This is a genomic window from Type-C symbiont of Plautia stali (assembly GCF_059730935.1).
The window spans coordinates 315,134-335,070 of the sequence record NZ_AP035924.1; the positions used below are offsets into that span (position 1 = coordinate 315,134).

Genomic DNA, 19,937 nt, shown 5'->3' on the forward strand with positions numbered 1-19,937 from the left:
GGCTAAACACCGGGTTCCTGATGCAGCCTGCGGCAGGCGCTCCCGTCCTCGCGGAACAGGTGACAACGCTCCGGCGGCAGGCCAATACCCATCAGGGCGCCCTCTTCTACCAGCACCACGTCCTCCTGGCGGTACACCAGGTTCTGACGAATGGCGGGGATCTGGATATGGATCTGCGTCTCGTGGCCGAGCTGCTCAACCACCTGCACTTCGCCCTCCAGCGTGACATCGGCGATGTCGCTGGAGAGCAGATGTTCCGGACGAATACCCAGCGACATGTTGCTGCCGACCTGGACGCCGGCGCTCTCCACCGGCAGCCAGACCCGCTGATCGTTGGGCAAGCGCACCTGCACCTGATCGATGGCGGTGGCGGTCACTTTGACGGGCAGAAAATTCATGCGCGGCGAGCCGATAAAACCGGCAACGAAGCGGTTAGCGGGATAGTGATAGAGTTCGAGCGGCTTACCGACCTGGGCGATGCGACCGGCGTCCAGCACCACGATCTTGTCGGCCAGCGTCATCGCTTCGATTTGATCGTGCGTAACGTAAATCATGGTGCGCTTCAGGCGCTTATGCAGGCGTGAGATTTCGATGCGCATCTGTACGCGCAGCGCGGCATCAAGATTGGACAATGGCTCGTCGAGCAGAAACACACGCGGTTCGGCCACCAGCGTGCGCCCGATGGCCACGCGCTGCCGCTGTCCGCCCGATAGCGCTTTGGGTCGCCGTTCCAGCAGGTGCGCCAGCTGTAACACCTCCGCCACCTGATTGACGCGCTGCTGGATCTCAGCACGCTTTACGCCGGCCAGCTTCAGGCCAAACGACATGTTTTCGGCCACTGAAAGGTGGGGATAAAGGGCGTAAGACTGAAACACCATGCCGATGCCACGCTCAGCGGGCGGAACATCGTTCATACGCTGACCGCCAATCAGCAGATCGCCGCGGGTGATGGTTTCCAGGCCGGCGATCATACGCAGCAGCGTTGATTTGCCGCAGCCGGATGGACCGACGAACACTACAAATTCCCCTTCGCCGATCTCCAGATTGATGTCTTTTGATACCTCGGTATCGCCCCAGGCCTTGGTGACATGGTGTAACGCAACGCTCGCCATGATGCTTTCCTCTTCGCAGGCTCATGCTTGCCTGCAGCACCGCAGGCAGACTCCGGCGACCACTATGGGCAGGCGCAGACGGCGCAACATCCTCCACCGTGTGGGTTTTTACTGGGGGATGAGGCGGGAGGAGGAGTACGCGCACGCCAGCCGCGCCGGCGCGACGTTCACGGCAATTTTGTGAGCTGTCACGCAGAGCTGATGCGTCAATAGTGTGCGCCAGCGCGTATTAAGGCGCTGTTTTGCAAGCGCGATCACGGCTTAGTGCCTTTGGGCGTAGAGCGCAGGAGGATGAGGAAATGGCATAACGCCGCACAATGATGCCACTAATGATTTCCGCTTCCGCTAACAGGATGGAGTTATGACAATGAAAACCGGCGCACGCGTTCTGGCCCTTTCCGCCCTTACGGCCGTACTGTTTTCGGCTTCGGCCGTGGCCAAAATTGAAGAAGGTAAACTGGTCATCTGGATCAACGGTGATAAGGGCTATAACGGCCTCGCCGAGGTAGGCAAAAAATTCGAGCAGGACACCGGTATCAGCGTGACGGTCGAACACCCTGACAAAATGGAAGAGAAATACCCGCAGGTCGCCGCGACGGGTGACGGGCCGGACATCATCTTCTGGGCGCACGATCGCTTTGGCGGCTATGCCCAGTCAGGGCTGCTCGCCGAAGTCACACCGGATCAAAACTTCCAGCAAAAACTGTTTCCGTTTACCTGGGATGCGGTGCGCTTCAACGGCAAACTGATTGGCTATCCGGTGTCTGTGGAGTCGCTATCGCTGATTTACAACAAAGATCTGCTGCCCACCCCGCCGAAAAGCTGGGAAGAGATGGCGGCGCTGGATAAGCAGCTGCGCGCCAAAGGCAAGAGCGCCATCATGTTTAACCTGCAGGAACCCTATTTCACCTGGCCGCTGCTGGCCGCCGGTGGCGCCTATGCTTTCAAAAAGACCGATAGCGGCTATGACGTGAAAGATACCGGCGTCGACAACGCCGGCGCGAAAGCAGGCATGCAGTTCCTCGTCGATCAGGTGAAAGCCAAAATCCTTAATGCCGATACCGACTATTCAATTGCCGAAGCGGCCTTCAATAAAGGCCAAACCGCGATGACCATCAACGGTCCGTGGGCGTGGAGCAATATCGACAAAAGCGGCATTAACTACGGCGTTACGCTGTTACCGACGCTGAACGGCAAGCCGACCAAAACCTTTGTCGGCGTACTGAGCGCGGGCATCAATGCGGCCAGTCCTAATAAAGAGCTGGCAAAAGAGTTTCTGGAAAATTACCTGCTGACTGACGCCGGTCTCAACGCGGTTAACAAGGACAAGCCGCTGGGCGCGGTCACCCTGAAGTCATTCCAGCAAACGCTGGAGAAAGACGCGCGCATCGCCGCCACCATGAACAATGCGCGCAATGGCGACATCATGCCTAACATCCCGCAGATGGCGGCCTTCTGGTATGCGATGCGCACCGCGACGCTGAATGCGCTGAGTGGTCGTCAAAACGTCGATGCGGCGCTGAAGGATGCGCAGGCGCGTCTCAATAAGTAATGCTGTTACGGAGCCGACGGCTGTCGGCTCGCCACTGGCTGTTAAGGAACACCGTATCATGTCAGGAATACCGCAAAAGAGACGGCACAGCCTGGTGCTGCGCAGCCTGCTGGTCGGGATCGGCTGTCTGCTGGTCGGCTACCTTCTGGTGCTGATGTATGCTCAGGGTGAATACCTGTTTGCGCTGGTCACGCTGGTAGTCAGCGCGGCAGGCCTGTGGATTTACACCAACCGGCGTGCCTATGCCTGGCGCTATGTGTATCCGGGACTGGCCGGCATGGCGCTGTTCGTCCTGTTTCCACTGGCCTGTACCGTCGCCATTGCCTTCACCAACTACAGCAGTACCAATCAGCTCAGTGAGGCGCGCGCGCAGCAGGTGCTGCTGAGTCGACAGTATCAGGCCGGGGACGCGATGAACTTCGCGCTCTATCCGCAGGGCGATCGCTGGCAGCTGGCGCTCAGCGCGGGCGAAAACAGCTTCCTGTCTGCGCCGTTTACGCTGGGTGGTGAAAAGCAGCTCAGCCTCACACCAGCCGCGCTGCCCGCCACCGCGCGCGCCAGCTTAAAAATCATCACCCAAAACCGTCAGGCGCTGAGTCAGTTAACTGCCCGGCTGCCGGACGGTCGCGAGCTGGTGATGAGTTCGCTGCGCCAGTTTTCCGGCACGCGGCCGCTGTATGTGCTGGACGCACCGGGACAGCTGAGAAATCAGCAAAACGGCGCCCGCTATCAGGCCAACCGGGACACTGGGTTCTATCAGCAGATCAACGCCGATGGCAGCTGGGCCAGCGAACAGCTCAGCCCCGGCTTTACCGTTGGCGCGGGCTGGAAAAACTTTGCCCGCGTGTTCACCGACGAAGGCATTCAGAAACCGTTCCTGGCGATATTTGGCTGGACGCTGCTGTTTTCGCTGTTGACCGTGCTGCTGACGGTCGCGGTGGGCATGGTGCTGGCGTGTCTGGTGCAGTGGGAAGCGCTGCGGGGCAAGGCCATCTATCGCGTGATGCTGATTCTTCCCTACGCGGTACCGGCATTCATTTCGATACTGATTTTCAAGGGGCTGTTTAACCAGAGTTTTGGCGAAATCAACGTCATGCTCAATGCGCTGTTTGGCTTCAAGCCAGCGTGGTTCAGCGATCCGACACTGGCGCGCGCCATGCTGGTGATCGTCAATACCTGGCTGGGTTATCCCTACATGATGATCCTGTGCATGGGCTTGCTCAAGGCGATCCCGGACGATCTGTATGAAGCGTCCGCGATGGATGGCGCCGGGCCGCTGCAAAATTTCTTTTTGATTACGCTGCCGCTGCTGCTGAAACCGCTACTGCCGCTGATGATCGCCAGCTTTGCTTTTAACTTCAATAATTTCGTACTGGTGCAGCTGCTGACTAATGGTGGCCCCGATCGACTCGGCACCACTACGCCGGCGGGCTACACCGATCTGCTGGTCAACTACACCTGGCGCATCGCCTTTGAGGGCGGCGGCGGTCAGGACTTCGGCCTGGCGGCAGCCATCGCCACGCTGATCTTCCTGCTGGTCGGTGCGCTGGCGGTGATTAACCTGAAAGCGCTACGCATGAAGTTTGATTAAGGAGGCGTTATGGCCATGGTACAACCGAAATCGCAGAAGCTGCGTCTGCTGCTGACGCATCTGCTGCTGCTGCTGTTTATCGCGGCAATTCTGTTCCCGCTGCTGATGGTGATTGCCATCTCGCTACGCAGCGGCAATTTCGCCACCGGCAGTCTGATCCCGGAACAGATTTCATGGGAACACTGGCGGCTGGCGCTCGGGTTCAGCGTCACCCATGCCGATGGTCGCGTGACGCCGCCGCCCTTCCCGGTGCTGCTGTGGCTGTGGAATTCGGTGAAGATCGCCGCCATTAGTGCACTGGGGATTGTGGCACTCTCGACCACCTGCGCCTATGCGTTTGCCCGCATGCGCTTCGCCGGTCGCGCCAGTTTGCTAAAGGGCATGCTGATTTTTCAGATGTTCCCGGCGGTGCTGTCGCTGGTGGCGCTTTATGCGCTGTTTGACCGGCTGGGGCAATATCTGCCGTTTCTCGGCCTCAATACCCACGGCGGCGTGATTTTCGCCTATCTGGGCGGCATTGCGCTGCACGTCTGGACCATTAAGGGCTATTTCGAAACCATTGATGGTTCGCTGGAGGAAGCGGCGGCGCTGGATGGTGCCACGCCTTGGCAGGCGTTTCGTCTGGTATTGCTGCCGCTTTCGGTGCCAATCCTCGCGGTGGTGTTTATCCTGGCGTTTATCGCTGCGGTCACCGAAGTACCGGTCGCCTCGCTGCTGCTGCGCGACGTCAACAGCTATACCCTCGCGGTCGGGATGCAACAGTATCTTAATCCGCAGAACTATCTGTGGGGCGATTTCGCCGCGGCGGCTGTGCTGTCCGCCATTCCCATCACGCTGGTGTTTTTACTGGCACAGCGCTGGCTGGTGAGCGGGCTGACGGCGGGCGGTGTAAAAGGTTAAAGATTCATCAGTACCACTGCTTCCTCAACGGCAACCACCTGTTGAGGTTTTGGCGGCCAATGGCCGCCGTTTTTATTACAGGCATAAAAAAAGTGGAGCGCTGTGGCTCCACTCTGTTTGCTGACTGCGCTGTATTATTCCGGCAGTGCGTGATCGCCCACCTGATTCTTCAGGATGGTATTGCCATCGGCGACATATTGGCGGCCTTAGAGGCGGCACGGCAAAGATGTTAATGACAAACGCTCAGTCCGCAGGGTATTTAAACCCTGCGGACTGAATCAGAGACAAATTAGGCGTTACGCGTTAGCCCTGCAGTTCTTTCCGCACAATCTCTGCGCCGGCACTTAATGCCTGCAGCTTACCGTAAGCCACATGACGCGACAGCGGCGTCATGCCACAGTTGGTGCTTGGATAGAGTTTATCGGCATCTACAAACTGCAGCGCTTTACGCAGCGTGGCAGCCACTTCTTCCGGTGTTTCGATGGTGTTGGTGGCGACATCAATCGCGCCAACCATGACTTTTTTACCACGAATCAGTTCAATCAAATCCATCGGAACGCGTGAGTTCTGACACTCCAGCGAAACGATATCGATACCGGAACTCTGCAGTTTAGGGAAGATCTCCTCATACTGGCGCCACTCGGTACCCAGCGTTTTCTTCCAGTCGGTGTTGGCTTTGATGCCGTAGCCGTAGCAAATATGCACTGCGGTCTCACATTTAAGTCCTTCGATAGCGCGTTCTAAGGCGGCAATGCCCCAGTCATTCACCTCGTCGAAAAAGACGTTAAAGGCGGGTTCGTCAAACTGAATAATATCAACGCCAGCGGCTTCTAATTCGCGCGCTTCCTGGTTGAGAATTTTAGCGAATTCCCACGCCAGCTTCTCACGGCTTTTATAGTGATCATCATACAGCGTGTCGATCATGGTCATCGGGCCAGGCAACGCCCATTTAATTGGACGCTGCGTCAGCTGACGCAGGTATTTGGCATCATCGACAAAGACTGGTTTCTGCCGGCTCACTTCGCCCACCACGCCGGGTACGCTGGCATCATAACGATTACGGATACGCACCGTTTTGCGGTTTTCAAAGTCAACGCCGTTAAGGTGTTCGATAAAGGTGGTGACGAAGTGCTGGCGCGTTTGCTCGCCGTCGCTGACGATATCAATACCGGCCTGCTGCTGGTCGTCCAGACATAAACGCAGCGCATCCTGTTTGCCCTGAATCAGCTCATCGCCCTGCAATTTCCAAGGCGACCATAATGTCTCTGGCTGTGCCAGCCAGGAAGGTTTCGGTAAGCTGCCAGCCGTTGACGTCGGTAATAATGTTTTCATTAATCAATAACCTTATTTATTCGTTAATCAAAGAGCGAAATGATCAGACCACTGTTTCAGAATGCTGTGGTAAGGCTTAATAAACTGCTCTTCGGTAAATTTACCCTGCTCAATCGCCAGGCGGGTACGCTCTTCGCGATCGTAAACAATTTTGGTCAGCGAGTGATCCTGATGATACAGGTCTGGCTGATATTCAATGCCCGCCGGTGAGTTCGCATTGTAAATCTCCGGGCGGTAAATCTTCTGGAAGGTTTCCATGGTACTGATGGTGCTGATCAGCTCCAGGTTACTGTAATCACTGAGCAAATCACCGGCGAAGTAGAAGGCGAACGGCGCCACGCTGTTGGCCGGCATGAAATAGCGCGCCCTGAGTCCCATTTTGGCGAAATAGAGATCGGTCAATGAAGATTCATTTTGCTGATACTCAATGCCCAGCACCGGATGCTGGTTACCGGTACGACGGTAAATATTTTTGCTGGAGACGCTGAGGCAAATGACCGGCGCTTTGCGGAAGTTGGCTTTATACGTCTCTGAGTTGACAAAATGGCGGAAAATATTGCCGTGCAGCACGCCGAAGTCATCTGGAATACTGAAACCGGTACGGCCTTTATTATGCTCGGACAGCAAAACGCTGAAATCATAATCACGCACGTATGAAGAGAAGTTATTGCCGGTGATCCCTTCAATGCGCTCACTGGTTTTTTTATCAACGATGTTGGTCTTCAGGATCTCAATCGCCGGAAAGCTTTTGCCCTCGCCGCCTGCACCCAGATTCATTTCCACAGAAATGATATCCAGTTCAACCGCATAGCGATCGCCTTTCGGGTTGTCCCAGTTCGCCAGCGAATTGAAACGGTTATTCATCATGATCAGCGCATTGCGCAGATTCTCTTCACGATTGCTGCCGCGCGCCAGGTTGGCAAAATTGGTGGTAATGCGCGTATCTTTGGAGGGATTGTAATTCTCATCGAAGCGCGTGCTTTTTATACTAAAGGTAAAATCATTTTTCATCGCGAGCGGGCATCCTGATTTCTGCTTGCAACCTGACGCTGTTCTCTCCTTTACCGGAGTTCTCAAAACGTTTACAGGTTTGCAAATTCAGCAGTGGTCATATTGTCGAAAATATTTAACATGACCTTAGTTATGCCAGAGTCCCTGCGTGAGGAAAAGTGATTAAATTTCAAAGCAAGATGAGCTAACTTCATGTTGCCTGCACCAGGCTCGCGCTGAGGGTAAGTAAGCAAAGGTTGGGCAAAAAACCTGCAAAATCAGGCGCTAATCTGCGCTATCACACTGCCCATCCTTAGCCTGACAGCTGACGGCGCGATTGTCAGGTGAAAAAACTTCACCATCACCGTTTTCCATCCCCTTTACCGCTGTCCATCCAGATTTTCAGCGGTTAGAATAGCTGACTTCATATAATTGGCATTATATGAAGTCAGGATCCGCAGGATCATCACCTTTGGTTAACATGATGCAGTGTGTCAGTGCCACGCCGTGCATAAAAAACCGGCACCGCTACGTTAAATCTGGCGGGTGATGACCCTGCTACATGCACAGAATTCACGTAGCGACGTCATAAATTAATGAGTAAAACGGACACCCTGCCCGGGATTACTGCCAGGCCGGCCCTGATGCACAGTGCTGATGAGGATATTGCTGAACGCCTGAGAGAATTTGTTAGTGATAAAGAAGCGTTCTCTAACAACACGTGGCGACAGTTGCTGAGCGTTATGCGGATCGGCAGCCGCTGGGCGACTGAACATGGCCGGCAATTTTTGCCGATGGATCCTGCCGATCTGCGTGATTACCTGCTGTGGCTTCAGTCATCTGGGCGCGCCTCTTCGACCATCGCGACCCATGCTGCATTAATTTCCATGTTACACCGTAACGCCGGTCTGGTGCCGCCCAATGTTTCGCCGCTGGTGTTTCGCGCAGTGAAAAAAATCAATCGTAGCGCGGTGATAGCCGGTGAACGTGCCGGTCAGGCTATCCCCTTTCGCATTCGCGATTTACTTAAGCTGGATCAGCGCTGGGCGGGCTCTGACCGCCTGCAGCAACAGCGCGATCTGGCATTTTTGCATGTAGCTTACGCCACGCTGTTACGCATCAGTGAACTGAGCCGCCTGCGGGTGCGTGACATTTCGCGCTCGGCCGATGGCCTTATCATTCTTGATGTCGCCTGGACCAAAACCATTGTGATGACCGGAGGACTAATTAAGGCACTCGGCGATCTCTCATCACAACGGCTGACCGAATGGTTGGTGGCATCCGGGCTGATCGCTGAACCCGACGCGTTCATTTTTGGCCCGGTGCACCGCGCCAACCAGGCGCAGATTGTCTGCGATAAACCGCTCTCAACCCGCGCGCTGGAGGATATTTTCGTCCGTGCCTGGCGTGAAGCGGGACCGGGTACCGGCGTGCAACCCAATAAGAATCGTTATCGCGGCTGGTCGGGACATAGCACCCGGGTCGGGGCCGCCATCGACATGGCCAGCAATAAGTACAGCACCGCGCAGATCATGCAGGAAGGCACCTGGAAGAAGCCGGAAACGGTGATGCGCTATATTCGCCACGTTGATGCCCATGCCGGGGCGATGGTGGATTTGATGAATGGGCACCTTTAATCACGCGGCTTTGCTTCATTGCCATACCTTTTAGGGTATCAAACAGGCCAATCTTAGTATTGGAATCAACGCTCACCCTGCTTCTAAGATAAATTCAGCCCGGAAACTGGCGGATTATTAACCGATAGTCAGAGGTGAACAACGATGAATAAACCCATTGCAAAATTAAACGACACCCCGGTACGCCGCGGTGGTGATGTCCTGCTGGAAGTGTTAGAGAGCGAAGGCGTTGAGTATGTGTTCGGTAACCCAGGTACGACTGAATTACCGTTCATGGATGCCCTGCTCAGAAATCCCAACATCAACTATGTGCTTGCCTTGCAGGAAGCCAGTGCGGTTGCGATGGCCGATGGTTACGCGCAGGCTGCCGGTAAGCCCGGTTTTCTCAATCTGCACACGGCCGGTGGTCTGGGGCACGGCATGGGCAATCTGCACAATGCGGTTTGCTCGCAAACGCCATTAGTGGTGACGGCTGGCCAGCAGGATTTACGCCACAGCATCACCGATCCCCTGCTGTTGGGGGATTTAGTGAGTATGGGTAAGATTTTTTCCAAATGGTCGAAGGAAGTCACCAGCGTTGACCAGTTACCAATCCTGGTTCGCCGTGCTTTTCATGATGCGGACGCTGCGCCCAAAGGCCCGGTTTTCCTCTCTTTACCGATGGATGTGATGGAAGCCATGAGCTCCGTCGACATCGGCGCGCCGTCTAACGTTGATCGTAAAGCGGTCGCAGGTTCACTGCCGCTGTTAGCCAAAAAGTTAGCCGCCTTCAACCCTGGCAAGGTCGCGATTATTGCCGGCGATGAGATTCATCAAAGCGGCGCGGCTGCGGAAGTTGTCGCACTGGCTGAGTTGCTGGCCGCTGACGTTTACGGCTCAACCTGGCCGAATCGGATTCCGTATCCCACCGCGCATCCTCTGTGGCGAGGCAATCTCTCTACTCAGGCGACGGACATTGCCAATGCGCTTGATCAATACGATGCAATCTTTGCGCTCGGCGGTAAATCGCTCATCACCATCCTCTATACCGAGGGGCGTGCCGTGCCGGAGCATTGTAAAGTGTTCCAGCTCTCAGCCGATGCAGGCGATTTGGGACGAACTTATCGTAGCGAGCTCTCAACTCTCGGCGATATTAAATTATCGCTGGCGGTGCTGCTACCTGAGCTGAAAGAGGCTACCGCGCATAATCGCCCGGATTATCAGCGTCGTTTCGCGGCTGCGGCAGCACAGTTCGAACAAACTAAAGAGAACTTATTACAGTCGGTACAAGAGCAGCAGTCGGCCACGAAGATTACGCCATTGATCGCCGCATTTGAGGCCGCGCGCGCTATTGGTCCGGATATAACAATTGTTGACGAGGCCATTGCGACCTCACAATCGCTGCGTAGATCGCTGTCGAGTAACAGAGCAGATCAATATGCTTTTATGCGCGGTGGCGGTCTGGGCTGGGGAATGCCCGCTGCAGTGGGATATTCCCTCGGACTGGGCAAAGCCCCTGTTGTCTGTTTTGTGGGGGATGGTGCGGCAATGTATTCGCCTCAGTCGCTGTGGACCGCCGCCCATGAGCAATTGCCGGTAACCTTTATTGTGATGAACAATACTGAATATAATGTTCTTAAGAACTTTATGCGGTCTAAAGAAGATTATACCTCGGCGCAAACCAATCGCTTTATCGCCATGGATTTGGTAGATCCTGTGATTGATTATCAGGCACTTGGCACCGCGCTGGGGCTGAAAACGCGTAAGATTGAGGTGGCTTCACAGATCGCTGCGGCTGTCGAGGAGGCTATCGCCAGCGGTAAACCCAGCCTGATCGAAATCGTGATTGCTAAGAACTGATGCGGGTATCCGTTGCCGTGCTTAACTCCTCTGCGAGGGCACGGCATTGGTTAACAAAGTGTTCCAGCGCTGGATTTTTATTACCAGAAGACCACATCAGGATATTTTCGATGGTATTTGCGTCCGCAATTTTCCGATAATTAATGCCTCTTATCTGCGCTGTCGCCATACTTGCCGGAATGATGGCCACCCCTAATCCATGAGCGACGAAATTAACGATGGTTTGCTGGACTGAAACCTCAACGCCAATGTGTGGACTAAAACCGGCTTTCAGACATTGATTAAAAATTCTGTCATAAAGCAGCGGCGACATAGGGCGAGGCACAATGATAAACGGGTCATTGGCCAGCGTTTCCAGGGCGAAATTTTCGACATTAGCCTGGGGATGATCCGCAGGCAGCGCGACAATTAACGGTTCACGCAATAACACCAGCGAGTTAATCGCGGAGCTGGTGACTTCCGAAAAGCTGATCGCAACGTCCAGCCGCCCATCCTCCAGCGCAGCGTTTAACCCGGTCGGGATCATTTCCTGGAATTGCAGATCAATACTGGGATAATTCATTCTGTGTTTCATGACCAGTTGCGGCACAACACTGTACGATGCGTACATGGTTGCGCCCAGCTTAATCAATCCCATTTGCCCTTCTGAAACAGCCTGCACATTACTACACGCCTGCTGCATCATTCTTAATACGGCGTAAGCATCTTTTAAAAATTGCTCGCCGGCAAAGGTAAGTTTCATGCCTTTGGCATTACGGGTAAACAGTTTCGCACCCACATCACGTTCGAGCTGGGCTATTTGTCTGCTTAGCGGTGGCTGCGAAATATTCAACTTTTCTGCTGCCCGGCCTATATTCCCCACTTCTGCCACGGTACAAAAACTCATTAGCTGATTCAGTGTTGGCTTCATGACTGCGCTTCTCACGCATAATCTGACAATAGATTAGGTCAGTGAATCACAAGTTGGCCGATAAGGCATAGCAATTCGCCATATTGATCTCCATAACGCCGCTGAGGCTGGAATGCCCGGCTGATTACGCAGCGGGTTCCTCACCATACTGTGACTGCGCGTACCCGGCAAAGCGCCGGATCTCCGGGTTAGCAGCGCCGGTTTTCCAGCACAGGTAGAGTGCCGTTGTGACATCCTGCTGCGCCAGCGGCAGCAGTGCCACATCCTGCCGCAAAAATCTCTCCGGGGCGTGGGGGATGAAGGTCACGCCCAGACCCAGCGCGGCGAGGTCGACGGCGGTGGCCACATCGCGCGCGCGGAGCACGCTGGCGGGAATCTGCCTGGCGACCGCATAGAGATTAAGTACCGCGCCACCCAGCCCGATGCCTTCCGGATCTTCCTGCAAAATCAGCGGCTCCGCCGCTAAATCAGCCAGCGAGACGCAGGCCTGCTGCGCCAGCGCATGGTCGTCGGCCAGCACCGCACACAGCGAGGTTTGATGCAGAATTTGCCGGCTAATCTGGCGACGTTCCGGCAGCGGCCCGCGCAGGATGCCGATATCCAAATCGCCGCTCTCCAGCAGGCTTAGCTGTTGGTTGACACTGTACTCCACGGGTTGCAGCGCGATCTGTGGAAAATCACGCCTGAAGGCACGGATAATTTTGACCAGCGCCGGCTCCAGCATAGATGTGCCCACATAGCCAATGCGTAACATGCCGCGTCGTCCGGCGGCCACCTGCTTAATCGTGTCCTGCAGATGCTCCACACGCTGCACCGTCTGCTGGACTTCCCCGAGCAGCAATGCGCCTTCGCGCGTCAGACTCACCTTACGCTTGTCGCGCGCAAATAACTTCACGCCCCACTGCTGCTCCAGTGCCTGAATATGCTGAGACAACGCCGGTTGCGTGAGGTTAACCGCCGCCGCCGCCCGTGCGAAATGCAGCGTATCGGCGAGTGCCAGAAAAGAACGCAGCTTACGGTAATCCATGCCACACCTGATAAGGATTCGTTATTAATAAAAGCATAATACCAATTAGACCCTGATTAGCGAGCGCATTATCTTTGCCAGCAGGACGGCGACGGCAGAAACGCGCCGGAAATTTTTTGCCTTTCACAGGAGGCCTTATGCGCATCATTGTCGGCGTAACCGGCGCCACCGGTGCCCCACTCGCGCTGCGATTACTGCGGCAGCTGGCGGACATTCCGCACATCGAAACGCATCTCATTTTGTCACGCTGGGGAAAAGTGACGCTGGAACATGAAACCAACTGTTCTCTCAACGAAATCAAACAGCTGGCCGATGTGTTTCATCCGGCCGGTGACCAGGCCGCGACTCTCTCTTCGGGCTCATTTGTCACCGACGGGATGGTGATTATTCCCTGCAGCATGAAAACGCTGGCCGGTATCCGCAGCGGGTATGCGGAAGGGCTGATTGGCCGCGCCGCCGATGTCATCCTGAAAGAGCAGCGCAAACTGATTCTGGTACCGCGCGAAACCCCGCTTAACACCATTCATCTGGAAAACATGCTGGCGCTGTCACGCATGGGCGTCAGCCTGATTCCCCCTGTGCCGGCCTGGTACAACCATCCGGCCACGATTGCCGATGTGGAAAATCATATCGTGGGTCGCGTGCTGGATCAGCTTGGCATCGACACTGCTGGCGCCACGCGCTGGCAGGGTTTGCATCCCGCCAGTGATGACCTGACACTCTCAAATTAAGGAACAGCCTATGTCAAACACATCTCCCTCTTCGCACAGCAGTGAGGTTTACGATCTGCGTTCTGCCATTGAACTGCTGAAACAATTTGATGGTGAGTATATTGAGACCGATGAACCGGTGAATCCCGAAGCGGAACTGTCCGGTGTCTATCGTTACGTTGGCGCGGGCGGCACCGTGATGCGTCCCACACAGACCGGACCGGCGATGGTGTTTAATCACATCAAAGGTTACGACAACTTTCGCGTACTGATTGGCTTGCTGGCTTCACGGCAGCGCGTGGCGCGCCTGTTAGGGGTGCCGAAAGAAAAGCTGGCGCATCTGCTGCGTTCATCGGTACATAACGCCATAGCACCGGTGGAAATAAGCCAGCAGCAGGCAGTTTGTCAGGAAGTGGTGCACCTCGCCACGGACGACGGTTTTGATATCCGCCGCCTGCTGCCCGCGCCAACCAACACGCCTGAAGATGCCGGCCCCTATTTCACCATGGGGATGTGTTATGCCGCCGATCCGGAAACCGGCGAACATGACGTCACTATTCACCGCTTGTGTGTTCAGGGCAAAGATGAGATCTCGATGTACTTTGTGCCAGGCCGCCATCTTGATCAGTTCCGCATTAAGGCTGAGCAGGCGGGCAAAGCGTTGCCGATTACCATCAGTATTGGCGTCGATCCGGCCATCGAAATTGGCGCCTGCTTCGAGCCGCCGACCACGCCGCTCGGTTTTGATGAGCTGGCGATAGCCGGGGGTCTGCGCGGTCGGGCGGTTGAGCTGGTTAAGGGGGTCGCCGTTGATGCCCGCGCCATTGCCCATGCAGAGATCGTGATTGAGGGTGAACTGGTGCCGGATTATCGCGTACAGGAAGATCAGCATACCCATAGCGGTAAAGCGATGCCGGAATTCCCGGGTTATACAGGTGAAGCGCAGGCGGCAGTGCCGGTGATTAAAGTCAAAGCCGTGACGCACCGCAAAAATCCCATCCTGCAAACCTGCATCGGACCGAGCGACGAGCACACCAATCTGGCCGGAATCCCGACCGAAGCCAGCATTCTCGATATGGTTGAGCGTGCGTTACCGGGTCTGGTGAAGAATGTACATTGCCCTTCGCCAGGCACCGGGAAATATGTTGCGGTGCTGCAAATAAATAAGCGCGGCCCGCAGGATGAGGGACGACAGCGTCAGGCTGCCCTGCTGGCTTTCTCGGCCTTTTCAGAGCTGAAGCACGTGTTCCTGGTCGATGAGGATGTTGATGTGTTCGATTTAAATGACGTGATTTGGGCGATGACCACGCGTTATCAGGGCGACGCGGATACCATCTTTATTCCCGGCGTGCGCTGTCACCCGCTCGATCCCTCACAGGATCCGGCCTTCAGCAACTCGATTCGCGCCCATGGCATTACCTGTAAAACCATTTTTGACTGTACGGTGCCGTATGACCTGAAACACAACTTCCAGCGCTCGCAGTTTATGGAAGTCGATGTTTCACGCTTCATTCCTGGTTTTAACCGTTAATCACTCACTGCCCGCCAGGCCTGCGCCTGATTGCGTCCGCTATGCTTGGCCTGGTACAACGCCGCATCAGCATGCTCGATCAGGTTGCCGGCCTGATCGTCATGCCAGGTGGTCGCACAGCCCGCGCTGAGCGTCACCTGCGCGTCGGGCAGTGCGGAGGCGGTGTGAGGCAGATGCAGGTCAGCAATCGCCTGTACTGCCTGACGCGCAATATTCAGCGCCGCATGCTGATCGGCACCGGCGAGGATGATGGCAAACTCCTCGCCGCCATAGCGCGCGACCATGTCGCTCTGCCGTAGCTTAAGGCGTTTAAGCGCGTCGGCCACCTGGCGTAAACAGTGATCGCCTGCCACGTGCCCGTAGCGATCGTTGTAGTGTTTGAAGTAGTCAATATCCATCAAAATCAGCGACACCGGTGCTGATTTTTCCCGCAGATTATGCAGAGCATTCTGCAAAAAGCGGTCAAACTGTCTGCGGTTAGCCAGACCGGTCAGCCCATCAAAAAACGCCAGCTGATCCAGATGGTGATTGGCATCGGCGAGGTCGTTTTTTAGTTTGAGCAGCGCTTCCTGATAATGCTGGCTATGCCGAGCCTGACGAATGACAAACAGTCCCAGCAGGATAATCGCGACCAGCAGCGCCACGTTCAGGGAAATATCCTGCAGTCTTCCTTTCACCCAGCGCAGATACAGATTGCGCTTGTCATAACCCGCCGCGACGACCAGCGGATAGCGTTCTGAGCTGGCGAAGCCGAAGATGCGCACCTGGCCATCCAGCGCCGCGTTCCACTCGCCGCTGCCGCGATCGGCTTTCACCAGCATCTGCTGGAACAGATGGCTGGCGGAGAGACTTTTGCCGATATAGCTGTCGGGCATCGGACGGGCATAAAGCACCGTGCTGTCTGCCAGCATCAGTACCAGCACGTCGCGCGGCCCCAGTTCGTAGTAACTGTAAAAACGGCGGAAATAATCCACCTTAATGGTGGCTAACAGGATGCCTTTGAAATCACGCGCGGCATCGCTGACGCGCAGGGAAACCGGAATAACCAGATCGCCAGTGCTGCGGCTGCGAATCACCGGGCCAATGTGCAAACTGTCACGGCTGTTGTTGCGATGATAGCGGAAATATTCACGGTCAGAGTTGTTGGTGCCCACCGGCACGCTGCGCGTGGAGGTGGCGATCCAGCGTCCCTGCTCATCGTAGTAAAACAGCCCGTGCAGCTGCGGCAGACGGCTTTGCAGATCGCGCATAATCTGGCTCAGGTTGGCGGCGTTTAGCTTTTCCAGCGGCTGCGCCTGCAGGTCGCGCTGCACTTCACGCAGGGCCAGTTCGGTCTGGAGCACGGTATCTTCCGCCTGACGTGACTGTGACAGGGAAAGATTGACCGCCATCTCTTCCGTCTGGCGCACCGCGCCGTGCCAGTCTTCCCGCAGCGTCCACAGGGTGAGCGCAATGATCGCGCATATCAGCAATCCGCCGGACAGCAAAATACTGCGCAGCAGCGAGGAACCTGAAATGATTGCCGCTTCATTTTTCCTTTTAAACGTCATGTTTCACCCTGTTGCCGTGTCAACGCTAAGTTAAGCACATAATCAGCGACGGGATTTTCAGGATTAAAGACGGTAATGATGTCACGCGTGGCGATGGCCGCTGGACGACGGTTGTATTTTGCATAAATCGCCAGCGATCAGCGCGCGTCTCACTCGCTGCTCATCGTGATGACCACCTTACCGAAAGGCCCCCGGTCCAGATGGTCCAGCGCTGATGGCAGGTCAGAAAACGCGTACACTGAGTCGATCACCGGCTTTATGCTGGTCCGATCAACTGCACGAATCAGGCGCGTGAGTGCGCGGCGGCTACCGGTGCCGATACCATGAAGGGTCACGTCTTTCATCATCAGCGGCATTGCCGGTGAGCTAAAGTCAAAGCCATCAAGCGCGCCGATCTGACAGATGTGCCCACCGACCGCCGCCAGCTGCACGGATTTCCCCAGGTGATCGCCACCGATGACTTCAAGGATATGATCGGCGCCGTGATTGGCGGTGATGCGGTAAATTTCTTCCATCCAGTCTTCACGGTGGCGATCCACATAATGGTCGGCCCCCAGCGCTTTTGCCCGGTCGGCGTTGCTGGCTCTGCCGGAGACGATCACCTGCGCGCCATGCGCTTTGGCAATCTGCAAACCAAACAGGGCAACCCCGCCGGTACTGGGAATCAGCACAATGTCGCCAGCCTGCAAGCCGGCACGTTCGACCAGCGCAAACCAGGCGGTGAGACCGGCACAGGGCAATGTGGCAGCCTGAATCGGGTTAAGCGTCGCGGGGGCGGTAACCAGCCACGCTTCCGGCATAACCACATATTCAGCCAGCACGCCGGGATAATAGCCGCCCAGCGTTTTATAGGCTGGCGTGCGCGCATCGCCGGGACGCACACCGTCGATCCAGTCGGGCGTAAACGTTGAAATAACCCGGTCACCGTTGCTGAAGCGGCTGACCCCTTCCCCCCGGCCAACAACAACGCCGGCCAGATCGGACCCCGGTGTAAAAGGAAACGCAAGCGGCAGGCCCCGGCCATTCTCAATCACCATCTTGTCCCGGTGATTCAGGGCAACAGCTTCAACTTTCACCAGCACCTGCTGCGGACCCGGAACCGGCATCGCGACCGTTCTCAGTTCGAGGTTATCGCGCCCGATGGCGTCTGTTTCCCAGCGCCGCATGTGTTTTGTCATCGTTAAGCCCTTCCAGGTAATTAATTTTGTTGGTGTTGTTAGTCTCCGGCTTCTGATTATGAATAACAATACGCTATAATCGACACAGCTTATTGAGCCGGGAAGCAACAATGAAAGGCAGCGAATATAGCGAACTCCGGGCATTTGTTTGTGTCGCGGAGGAACGCAGTTTCAGACGGGCGGCGCAGCGCCTGGGTGTATCGCCCTCCGCGCTGAGTCATACCATCCGCGCGCTCGAAGAGCGTTTGGGTAGCCGGCTACTCAACCGGACCACCCGCAGTGTGGCGCCGACGGAAGCAGGACAGGTCCTGCTCAATCGCCTGATGCCGGCGATGGCAGAGATCGCCTCGGCCGTCAGGGACGTCGGTGCCTGTCAGGACGAGCCGCGTGGACGGGTTCGCATCAATCTGCCGCGTATTGCTGCCCGCATGTTGATTGCGCCCATGCTGCCGTTATTCAGGGAGAACTATCCGCATGTCTCTCTTGATGTGGTCATTGATGACAGCCTCACAGACATTGTCGGCAAGGGATTCGATGCCGGCATCAGATCGGGACAACTCGTGCAGCAGGATATGATTGCCGTGCGGCTGACGCCCGACATGCGGATGATTGTGGTCGGTTCCCCGGACTACTTTTCACGCCATCCCGAGCCACAACATCCGCAGGATTTGCGCCAGCATCAATGCCTCACCTATCGCTGGGCCGATACCGGGGTGCTGCAACGTTGGGAATTTCATGGGCCGGAAGGCGCGCACAGCGTAAATGTTGAAAGCATAGTCACCGCCAACGAAACGGATTTTGTGCTCGACGCCGCGTTGAAAGGAACCGGGCTGGCCTATATCAGCGATCAGTTCGCACAACCCTGGATTGAACGCGGCGAACTCAGGCAGGTACTGGGCGAGTGGTCTGCAGTGTTTTCAGGACTTCATCTCTATTACGTTAACAATCCCCATATGTCGGCCTCGCTGAGAGCGTTTATTGACCAGTTAAAATCATTTGTCGCGACCAGGCGTTGAAATCAGCAAGCGCCACGCTGCTTGTCCGACGACAAATATTAAATCATGCTAATCATTAACCCTGCTATCGTTCCGGTTGTTACCGCTAGTATTTTCTCCCCTGCAACGCGCCTCAACCGCTGCCGCCACGCTTTTAAGGCGATCTAAATTTGCAGCAAAAATTTATTCAATCATTAAATTATATTTATTATATTAGCGAAACTTTAATGTGGACTGGTTGAGGATTACAGTGCATTTAACAAGGAAATCAGTGATTAGCAGCGCTATCTCTGATGGCGTACTGACAAAAAGAACCCACAGAATGTGCAGGATACTTAATGGTATCGATCAGCGCATCAGCATTACACCGGCAAGCGGATTGATTGACTTCCTCAAAGGGATGGAGGTGACCAACGAACAGTACCGGCGCAGTGGCATCGTTAAGGAAAAACGCTCAATTTTTCTCTATAACGAAGGGCTGCTGAATCCGGAAAGCACGCTGTTTCTCGCCCGCAAAGGCCAGGATATCCTCGGCACGCTAAGCGTCATCGCCAATCACAATAACTGTCTGCCATGCAGCAAACTTTTCCGTGAAGAGATGGCCGCCCTGCAGCTGGAAAAGCGCAAAGTGGTAGAGATTGGCACGCTGTCGGTACGCTATCAGGCAGACAGTGAAAATATTGTGTTTATGCTGTACCTGAAAATCATGATCTACACCATTTTCATTGAACAGGTGGATGACATCTTTATTCAGGTCAAAGAGAAGGTTGCTGCGTTTTACGAGCGCAATTTTCTGTTCAAACAGGTCGGCGGCACCAAAAAGCACCCGGATTACAGTGACCTTAACGCCACGCTGCTGCGCGTGGACGTGAAAAGTATCCGCGACAAAATTTATGAGCAGCAGTGTTATGGCCCGATGGGCTGGCTTCGCATGCTGCGTGAACTTGGTTTACTGCAGCACTACCGCACGCTGAGCCAGCAGTGCCACAGCTGCCCGCGCTTTACGCCAGATCAGCGGGACGCGGAGCTCTATCAATATCTGTGTAATCTGTGACGGCGCCAGCCTCCTCTGCACCGTTTTCG

Annotated in this window: 16 protein-coding genes; 9 read left to right on the forward strand and 7 right to left on the reverse strand. The window is 55.5% G+C overall.

Features of this window, described 5'->3' with window-relative positions; all coding sequences use genetic code 11:
• Positions 1 to 2: 2 nt before the first annotated feature.
• Complete coding sequence (gene malK / locus AC6I7J_RS20580) at positions 3 to 1,112, reverse strand: maltose/maltodextrin ABC transporter ATP-binding protein MalK (protein ID WP_058759161.1); 1,110 nt, start codon at positions 1,110 to 1,112, stop codon at positions 3 to 5.
• A gap of 361 nt (positions 1,113 to 1,473) precedes the next feature.
• On the opposite strand from malK, the gene malE reads away from it, so the two are divergent.
• The 3 genes from malE to malG are packed head-to-tail and all read left to right on the forward strand — an operon-like array spanning position 1,474 to position 5,155.
• Positions 1,474 to 2,664 (forward strand): maltose/maltodextrin ABC transporter substrate-binding protein MalE, encoded by a 1,191-nt coding sequence (malE, locus tag AC6I7J_RS20585; protein WP_165899346.1) that lies wholly within the window; start codon positions 1,474 to 1,476, stop codon positions 2,662 to 2,664.
• A 58-nt stretch (positions 2,665 to 2,722) separates the two neighbouring features.
• Positions 2,723 to 4,255 carry a maltose ABC transporter permease MalF gene (gene malF / locus AC6I7J_RS20590; protein ID WP_498007460.1) on the forward strand — a complete coding sequence of 511 codons (1,533 nt, stop codon included), beginning with the start codon at positions 2,723 to 2,725 and terminating at the stop codon, positions 4,253 to 4,255.
• Positions 4,256 to 4,264: 9 nt separating this feature from the next.
• A complete protein-coding gene (gene malG / locus AC6I7J_RS20595; RefSeq protein WP_058759158.1) occupies positions 4,265 to 5,155 on the forward strand; it encodes a maltose ABC transporter permease MalG in 891 nt (296 codons plus the stop codon).
• Between the two features lie 303 nt (positions 5,156 to 5,458).
• On the opposite strand, the gene AC6I7J_RS20600 is transcribed toward malG, so the two are convergent.
• Together AC6I7J_RS20600 and AC6I7J_RS20605 are read right to left on the reverse strand one after the other, a co-directional pair.
• Positions 5,459 to 6,487 (reverse strand): methionine synthase, encoded by a 1,029-nt coding sequence (locus tag AC6I7J_RS20600; RefSeq protein ID WP_021509410.1) that lies wholly within the window; start codon positions 6,485 to 6,487, stop codon positions 5,459 to 5,461.
• 27 nt (positions 6,488 to 6,514) lie between these two features.
• Complete coding sequence (locus AC6I7J_RS20605; protein WP_215481328.1) at positions 6,515 to 7,498, reverse strand: DUF1852 domain-containing protein; 984 nt, start codon at positions 7,496 to 7,498, stop codon at positions 6,515 to 6,517.
• Between the two features lie 623 nt (positions 7,499 to 8,121).
• On the opposite strand from AC6I7J_RS20605, the gene AC6I7J_RS20610 reads away from it, so the two are divergent.
• Both AC6I7J_RS20610 and AC6I7J_RS20615 read left to right on the forward strand, forming a co-directional pair.
• Entirely contained in the window at positions 8,122 to 9,114 is a 993-nt protein-coding gene (locus AC6I7J_RS20610) for a tyrosine-type recombinase/integrase (protein WP_498007461.1), read from the forward strand.
• A 144-nt stretch (positions 9,115 to 9,258) separates the two neighbouring features.
• The gene (locus AC6I7J_RS20615) at positions 9,259 to 10,953 is read left to right on the forward strand and encodes a thiamine pyrophosphate-binding protein (RefSeq protein WP_498007462.1); all 1,695 of its coding nucleotides are present in this window, start codon (positions 9,259 to 9,261) and stop codon (positions 10,951 to 10,953) included.
• Here the strand turns inward: AC6I7J_RS20615 and AC6I7J_RS20620 are convergent.
• On the reverse strand, positions 10,943 to 11,863 hold the full coding sequence (locus AC6I7J_RS20620) for a LysR family transcriptional regulator (RefSeq protein ID WP_498007463.1): 921 nt from the start codon (positions 11,861 to 11,863) through the stop codon (positions 10,943 to 10,945). The genes AC6I7J_RS20615 and AC6I7J_RS20620 overlap by 11 nt on opposite strands.
• A 124-nt stretch (positions 11,864 to 11,987) precedes the next feature.
• Positions 11,988 to 12,890, reverse strand: a complete 903-nt coding sequence (locus AC6I7J_RS20625; protein WP_498007464.1) for a LysR family transcriptional regulator — start codon at positions 12,888 to 12,890, stop codon at positions 11,988 to 11,990.
• A gap of 137 nt (positions 12,891 to 13,027) precedes the next feature.
• Between AC6I7J_RS20625 and AC6I7J_RS20630 the strand changes: the two genes are divergently transcribed.
• Together AC6I7J_RS20630 and AC6I7J_RS20635 are read left to right on the forward strand one after the other, a co-directional pair.
• On the forward strand, positions 13,028 to 13,621 hold the full coding sequence (locus AC6I7J_RS20630; protein ID WP_498007465.1) for a UbiX family flavin prenyltransferase: 594 nt from the start codon (positions 13,028 to 13,030) through the stop codon (positions 13,619 to 13,621).
• A gap of 10 nt (positions 13,622 to 13,631) precedes the next feature.
• Complete coding sequence (locus AC6I7J_RS20635; protein ID WP_021509403.1) at positions 13,632 to 15,131, forward strand: UbiD family decarboxylase; 1,500 nt, start codon at positions 13,632 to 13,634, stop codon at positions 15,129 to 15,131.
• Here AC6I7J_RS20635 and AC6I7J_RS20640 read toward each other — a convergent pair.
• The gene (locus AC6I7J_RS20640) at positions 15,128 to 16,681 is read right to left on the reverse strand and encodes a GGDEF domain-containing protein (protein WP_498007466.1); all 1,554 of its coding nucleotides are present in this window, start codon (positions 16,679 to 16,681) and stop codon (positions 15,128 to 15,130) included. The two genes, AC6I7J_RS20635 and AC6I7J_RS20640, sit on opposite strands and share 4 nt — an antisense overlap.
• A 149-nt stretch (positions 16,682 to 16,830) precedes the next feature.
• Positions 16,831 to 17,859, reverse strand: a complete 1,029-nt coding sequence (locus tag AC6I7J_RS20645) for a zinc-dependent alcohol dehydrogenase family protein (protein ID WP_498007248.1) — start codon at positions 17,857 to 17,859, stop codon at positions 16,831 to 16,833.
• Positions 17,860 to 17,969: 110 nt separating this feature from the next.
• On the opposite strand from AC6I7J_RS20645, the gene AC6I7J_RS20650 reads away from it, so the two are divergent.
• Positions 17,970 to 18,875, forward strand: coding sequence for a LysR family transcriptional regulator (locus tag AC6I7J_RS20650; RefSeq protein ID WP_498007249.1), 906 nt, complete (start codon positions 17,970 to 17,972; stop codon positions 18,873 to 18,875).
• A gap of 301 nt (positions 18,876 to 19,176) precedes the next feature.
• Positions 19,177 to 19,908, forward strand: coding sequence for an N-acyl amino acid synthase FeeM domain-containing protein (locus AC6I7J_RS20655; protein WP_498007250.1), 732 nt, complete (start codon positions 19,177 to 19,179; stop codon positions 19,906 to 19,908).
• Positions 19,909 to 19,937 lie beyond the last annotated feature (29 nt).